The sequence below is a fragment of the Streptococcus oralis genome, from assembly GCF_023109005.1.
Taxonomy (GTDB): Bacteria; Bacillota; Bacilli; order Lactobacillales; family Streptococcaceae; genus Streptococcus; species Streptococcus oralis_BU.
The window spans coordinates 1-5,197 of record NZ_JALDTU010000014.1; the positions used below are offsets into that span (position 1 = coordinate 1).

Annotated in this window: 2 tRNA genes and 3 rRNA genes; all 5 read left to right on the forward strand. The window is 49.7% G+C overall.

Annotated features, from left to right (window positions below):
• Window positions 1–5 precede the first annotated feature (5 nt).
• The 5 genes from M1F56_RS09590 (at window position 6) to rrf (ending at window position 5,196) form a co-directional block, all read left to right on the forward strand.
• Window positions 6–77, forward strand: a tRNA-Glu gene (locus tag M1F56_RS09590).
• Between the two features lie 230 nt (window positions 78–307).
• Window positions 308–1,855, forward strand: a 16S ribosomal RNA gene (locus tag M1F56_RS09595).
• Between the two features lie 51 nt (window positions 1,856–1,906).
• Window positions 1,907–1,979, forward strand: a tRNA-Ala gene (locus M1F56_RS09600).
• Window positions 1,980–2,101: 122 nt separating this feature from the next.
• A 23S ribosomal RNA gene (locus M1F56_RS09605) occupies window positions 2,102–5,004 on the forward strand.
• Window positions 5,005–5,080: 76 nt separating this feature from the next.
• A 5S ribosomal RNA gene (rrf, locus tag M1F56_RS09610) occupies window positions 5,081–5,196 on the forward strand.
• Together the 16S, 23S and 5S rRNA genes with 2 tRNA genes alongside form the textbook arrangement of a ribosomal RNA operon.
• Window position 5,197 lies beyond the last annotated feature (1 nt).

Here is a 5,197-nt window from a genome sequence, read left to right on the forward strand (position 1 = left end):
CTCAAGGTCCGTTGGTCAAGGGGTTAAGACACCGCCTTTTCACGGCGGTAACACGGGTTCGAATCCCGTACGGACTATGGTGTATTGTGGTTAGAAAAAACTTGAAAAAAGTTTAAAAAAACTGTTGACAGAGAGAGTTAGCTGTGATATACTAATATAGTTGTCGCTTGAGAGAGATTGAGTGACAAAGACCTTTGAAAACTGAACAAGACGAACCAATGTGCAGGGCACTATAACTAAGGTTATAGTACTGAACAATGAAAAACAATAAATCTGTCAGTGACAGAAATGAGTGAGAACTCAAACTTTTAATGAGAGTTTGATCCTGGCTCAGGACGAACGCTGGCGGCGTGCCTAATACATGCAAGTAGAACGCTGAAGCTTGGTGCTTGCACCGAGCGGATGAGTTGCGAACGGGTGAGTAACGCGTAGGTAACCTGCCTGGTAGCGGGGGATAACTATTGGAAACGATAGCTAATACCGCATAAAATGGATTATAGCATGATAATCCATTGAAAGGTGCAAATGCATCACTACCAGATGGACCTGCGTTGTATTAGCTAGTTGGTGGGGTAACGGCTCACCAAGGCAACGATACATAGCCGACCTGAGAGGGTGATCGGCCACACTGGGACTGAGACACGGCCCAGACTCCTACGGGAGGCAGCAGTAGGGAATCTTCGGCAATGGACGGAAGTCTGACCGAGCAACGCCGCGTGAGTGAAGAAGGTTTTCGGATCGTAAAGCTCTGTTGTAAGAGAAGAACGAGTGTGAGAGTGGAAAGTTCACACTGTGACGGTATCTTACCAGAAAGGGACGGCTAACTACGTGCCAGCAGCCGCGGTAATACGTAGGTCCCGAGCGTTGTCCGGATTTATTGGGCGTAAAGCGAGCGCAGGCGGTTAGATAAGTCTGAAGTTAAAGGCTGTGGCTTAACCATAGTACGCTTTGGAAACTGTTTAACTTGAGTGCAAGAGGGGAGAGTGGAATTCCATGTGTAGCGGTGAAATGCGTAGATATATGGAGGAACACCGGTGGCGAAAGCGGCTCTCTGGCTTGTAACTGACGCTGAGGCTCGAAAGCGTGGGGAGCAAACAGGATTAGATACCCTGGTAGTCCACGCCGTAAACGATGAGTGCTAGGTGTTAGACCCTTTCCGGGGTTTAGTGCCGCAGCTAACGCATTAAGCACTCCGCCTGGGGAGTACGACCGCAAGGTTGAAACTCAAAGGAATTGACGGGGGCCCGCACAAGCGGTGGAGCATGTGGTTTAATTCGAAGCAACGCGAAGAACCTTACCAGGTCTTGACATCCCTCTGACCGCTCTAGAGATAGAGTTTTCCTTCGGGACAGAGGTGACAGGTGGTGCATGGTTGTCGTCAGCTCGTGTCGTGAGATGTTGGGTTAAGTCCCGCAACGAGCGCAACCCCTATTGTTAGTTGCCATCATTCAGTTGGGCACTCTAGCGAGACTGCCGGTAATAAACCGGAGGAAGGTGGGGATGACGTCAAATCATCATGCCCCTTATGACCTGGGCTACACACGTGCTACAATGGCTGGTACAACGAGTCGCAAGCCGGTGACGGCAAGCTAATCTCTTAAAGCCAGTCTCAGTTCGGATTGTAGGCTGCAACTCGCCTACATGAAGTCGGAATCGCTAGTAATCGCGGATCAGCACGCCGCGGTGAATACGTTCCCGGGCCTTGTACACACCGCCCGTCACACCACGAGAGTTTGTAACACCCGAAGTCGGTGAGGTAACCGTAAGGAGCCAGCCGCCTAAGGTGGGATAGATGATTGGGGTGAAGTCGTAACAAGGTAGCCGTATCGGAAGGTGCGGCTGGATCACCTCCTTTCTAAGGATAAGGAACTGCGCATTGGTCTTGTTTAGTCTTGAGAGGTCTTGTGGGGCCTTAGCTCAGCTGGGAGAGCGCCTGCTTTGCACGCAGGAGGTCAGCGGTTCGATCCCGCTAGGCTCCATTGGTGAGAGATCACCAAGTAATGCACATTGAAAATTGAATATCTATATCAAATAGTAACAAGAAAATAAACCGAAACGCTGTAGTATTAAAAGAGTTTATGACTGAAAGGTCAGAAAATAAGGTTAAGTTAATAAGGGCGCACGGTGGATGCCTTGGCACTAGGAGCCGAAGAAGGACGTGACAAACGACGATATGCCTTGGGTAGCTGTAAGTAAGCGATGATCCAGGGATTTCCGAATGGGGGAACCCAGCAGGTGCTACCTGTTACCCATATCTGTTAAGGATATGAGGAGGAAGACGCAGTGAACTGAAACATCTAAGTAGCTGCAGGAAGAGAAAGCAAAAGCGATTGCCTTAGTAGCGGCGAGCGAAACGGCAGAAGGGCAAACCGAAGAGTTTACTCTTCGGGGTTGTAGGACTGCAATGTGGACTCAAAGATTATAGAAGAATGATTTGGGAAGATCAGCCAAAGAGAGTAAGAGCCTCGTATTTAAAATAGTCTTTGTACCTAGCAGAATCCTGAGTACGGCGGGACACGAGAAATCCCGTCGGAATCTGGGAGGACCATCTCCCAACCCTAAATACTCCCTAGTGACCGATAGTGAACCAGTACCGTGAGGGAAAGGTGAAAAGCACCCCGGGAGGGGAGTGAAATAGAACCTGAAACCGTGTGCCTACAACAAGTTCGAGCCCGTTAATGGGTGAGAGCGTGCCTTTTGTAGAATGAACCGGCGAGTTACGATATGATGCGAGGTTAAGTTGAAGAGACGGAGCCGTAGGGAAACCGAGTCTGAATAGGGCGCATTAGTATCATGTCGTAGACCCGAAACCATGTGACCTACCCATGAGCAGGTTGAAGGTGCGGTAAGACGCACTGGAGGACCGAACCAGGGCACGTTGAAAAGTGCTTGGATGACTTGTGGGTAGCGGAGAAATTCCAAACGAACTTGGAGATAGCTGGTTCTCTCCGAAATAGCTTTAGGGCTAGCGTCGACATAAAGATTCTTGGAGGTAGAGCACTGTTTGGGTGAGGGGTCCATCCCGGATTACCAATCTCAGATAAACTCCGAATGCCAAAGAATTATGGTCGGCAGTCAGACTGCGAGTGCTAAGATCCGTAGTCGAAAGGGAAACAGCCCAGACCACCAGCTAAGGTCCCAAAATAATTGTTAAGTGGAAAAGGATGTGGGGTTGCACAGACAACTAGGATGTTAGCTTAGAAGCAGCTATTCATTCAAAGAGTGCGTAATAGCTCACTAGTCGAGTGACCCTGCGCCGAAAATGTACCGGGGCTAAAACAATTTACCGAAGCTGTGGATACCTTTATAGGTATGGTAGGAGAGCGTTCTATGTGTGGAGAAGGTGTACCGTGAGGAGCGCTGGAACACATAGAAGTGAGAATGCCGGTATGAGTAGCGAAAGACAGGTGAGAATCCTGTCCACCGTAAGACTAAGGTTTCCAGGGGAAGGCTCGTCCGCCCTGGGTTAGTCGGGACCTAAGGAGAGACCGAAAGGTGTATCCGATGGACAACAGGTTGATATTCCTGTACTAGAGTATGTAGTGATGGAGGGACGCAGTAGGCTAACTAAAGCAGACGAATGGAAGAGTCTGTCTAAGCAGTGAGGTGTGATATGAGTCAAATGCTTATATCTGTAACATTGAGCTGTGATGGGGAGCGAAGTTTAGTAGCGAAGTTAGTGACGTCACACTGCCAAGAAAAGCTTCTAGCGTTTAAACATACTCTACCCGTACCGCAAACCGACACAGGTAGTCGAGGCGAGTAGCCTCAGGTGAGCGAGAGAACTCTCGTTAAGGAACTCGGCAAAATGACCCCGTAACTTCGGGAGAAGGGGTGCTGACTTTAGGTCAGCCGCAGTGAATAGGCCCAAGCAACTGTTTATCAAAAACACAGCTCTCTGCTAAATCGTAAGATGATGTATAGGGGGTGACGCCTGCCCGGTGCTGGAAGGTTAAGAGGAGTGCTTAGAGGTAACTCGAAGGTATGAATTGAAGCCCCAGTAAACGGCGGCCGTAACTATAACGGTCCTAAGGTAGCGAAATTCCTTGTCGGGTAAGTTCCGACCCGCACGAAAGGCGTAATGATTTGGGCACTGTCTCAACGAGAGACTCGGTGAAATTTTAGTACCTGTGAAGATGCAGGTTACCCGCGACAGGACGGAAAGACCCCATGGAGCTTTACTGCAGTTTGATATTGAGTGTCTGTACCACATGTACAGGATAGGTAGGAGTCTAAGAGATCGGGACGCCAGTTTCGAAGGAGACGTTGTTGGGATACTACCCTTGTGTTATGGCCACTCTAACCCGGATAGGTGATCCCTATCGGAGACAGTGTCTGACGGGCAGTTTGACTGGGGCGGTCGCCTCCTAAAAGGTAACGGAGGCGCCCAAAGGTTCCCTCAGAATGGTTGGAAATCATTCGCAGAGTGTAAAGGTATAAGGGAGCTTGACTGCGAGAGCTACAACTCGAGCAGGGACGAAAGTCGGGCTTAGTGATCCGGTGGTTCCGTATGGAAGGGCCATCGCTCAACGGATAAAAGCTACCCTGGGGATAACAGGCTTATCTCCCCCAAGAGTTCACATCGACGGGGAGGTTTGGCACCTCGATGTCGGCTCGTCGCATCCTGGGGCTGTAGTCGGTCCCAAGGGTTGGGCTGTTCGCCCATTAAAGCGGCACGCGAGCTGGGTTCAGAACGTCGTGAGACAGTTCGGTCCCTATCCGTCGCGGGCGTAGGAAATTTGAGAGGATCTGCTCCTAGTACGAGAGGACCAGAGTGGACTTACCGCTGGTGTACCAGTTGTCTTGCCAAAGGCATCGCTGGGTAGCTATGTAGGGAAGGGATAAACGCTGAAAGCATCTAAGTGTGAAACCCACCTCAAGATGAGATTTCCCATGATTATATATCAGTAAGAGCCCTGAGAGATGATCAGGTAGATAGGTTAGAAGTGGAAGTGTGGCGACACATGTAGCGGACTAATACTAATAGCTCGAGGACTTATCCAAAGTAACTGAGGATACGAAGTGTGAGGTTTACTTGGTATTTGATAGATATTCAATTTTGAGTAGGTATTACTCAGAGTTAAGTGACGATAGCCTAGGAGATACACCTGTACCCATGCCGAACACAGCAGTTAAGCCCTAGAACGCCGGAAGTAGTTGGGGGTTGCCCCCTGTGAGATATGGAAGTCGCTTAGCT